Raw genomic sequence first — 1,372 nt, 5'->3', positions numbered from 1 at the left:
TCGTATATCACCGACTCCACCACCGAAAACGGCCGCAGCGTGAGGTTGCCCGTGCGCTCGGCCCAGGGCAGCGTGGAGGCGTTGGAGGAGAAATAGCCGCCAAACGGGCAGCCGCGCTGGCAGAGGGTGCGGTTCTGGCACTGCGCCCGTCCCTGGTCGAAGTGAATCTGGCTGGGCTTGGACAGGTGCGCGCAGCGGGCGCTGATCACGTGGCGGTTGCCGTAGTGGGTCTTGAGCTGCCGGCGGAAGTAGTCCTCCACGCTGTTCAAGGGGTAAGGAGGCAGAAACTCCCCGTCGGGCAGCTCGGCCAGGCCGTCGCTGTTGCCCGAAATGCCTGCGAATTTCTCCACGTAGCTGTACCAGGGCGCTAGGTCTTTGTAGCGGATGGGCCAGTCCACGGCAAAGCCGTCGCGGGCCGGGCCCTCAAAGTCCAGGTCGCTCCAGCGCTGGGTCTGCCGCGCCCACAGCAGCGACTTGCCGCCCACCTGGTAGCCGCGAATCCAGTCGAAGGGCTTCTCCTGCACGTAAGGGTGCTCGGAGTCCCTGACAAAGAAGTGCATGGCGTCCTCGCGGAAGGCGTAGCAGCGGCTCACCACCGGCTCCTTCTCCCGTATCTCCAGGGGCACCTGCCCGCGGTGCTCAAACTCGTAGGGCATCTTGTTGGTGGTGGGGTAGTCGCGGTTGTGCTTCACGTCACGGCCCCGCTCCAGCACCAGGGTCTTCAGGCCTTTCTCGGTCAGCTCCTTGGCCGCCCAGCCCCCGCTGATGCCCGAGCCAACCACAATCGCGTCGAAGGTGCGCTGCTTGGCGCTGTCTATGTTCAAATTTGCCATTAGCTTATCTGTGCTTGTGCTGTTACAGGATAGAAGGCCTCGTAGCGGCCCGGCACCAGCTCGTACACCCGCAGGGTGGTCATCACCAGCTCGGAGTTGAGGTAGCCCTTGATGGTCTCGCCCTTGAGGATGCGGTAGAAGGCGAGCACCTCCTCGGGCGCCTGTCCGTCATTGACGGCGGAAACCAGCGTTTGCCGCTGCCCGGGGCTGCACTTGATGAACCGCTTCCCGGCCTGCTCCCTGGCCAGCTCGTCGAAGGCGGCCATGCCCGCCAGGAAGGCCTGCTGCTCCTCCCGTGAGTAGCAGTCGTCGAGCATCTGCAGGGTGAACAGGTGCAGGCCCATGGCCTTGGCCCCCGGGGTGTCGGTGGCCGGGAGAATCGTCTCCGCGATTTCGGCCAGCAGCGCCTCCTGCCCGGCCGACACGTCCAGGTGGTCGAGCGGGATGGAGGCCTTGCCCTCCTCCAGCACGCAGGAGGGCAGCACCGCCACGCCTCCGGCAAATAGCAACAGTCCTTTTACAACCGAGCGCCTATCCAT

Annotated in this window: 2 protein-coding genes; both read right to left on the bottom strand. The window is 64.9% G+C overall.

Annotated features, from left to right (window positions below; genetic code table 11):
- The coding region (locus C8N40_RS22375) for an NAD(P)-binding protein (RefSeq protein WP_146173625.1) at nt 1–833 on the bottom strand (833 nt) is incomplete at its 3' end.
- Nucleotides 833–1,372, bottom strand: a 540-nt coding sequence (locus C8N40_RS22370; RefSeq protein ID WP_108214036.1) for a gluconate 2-dehydrogenase subunit 3 family protein, incomplete at its 5' end; no start/stop codon positions are given. The genes C8N40_RS22375 and C8N40_RS22370, both read right to left, overlap by 1 nt.

The sequence above is a fragment of the Pontibacter mucosus genome (assembly GCF_003054055.1).
Taxonomy (GTDB): Bacteria; Bacteroidota; Bacteroidia; order Cytophagales; family Hymenobacteraceae; genus Pontibacter; species Pontibacter mucosus.
The sequence above is the reverse complement of the archived record's forward strand: the minus strand, read 5'-3'. Positions and strand labels throughout refer to the sequence as shown.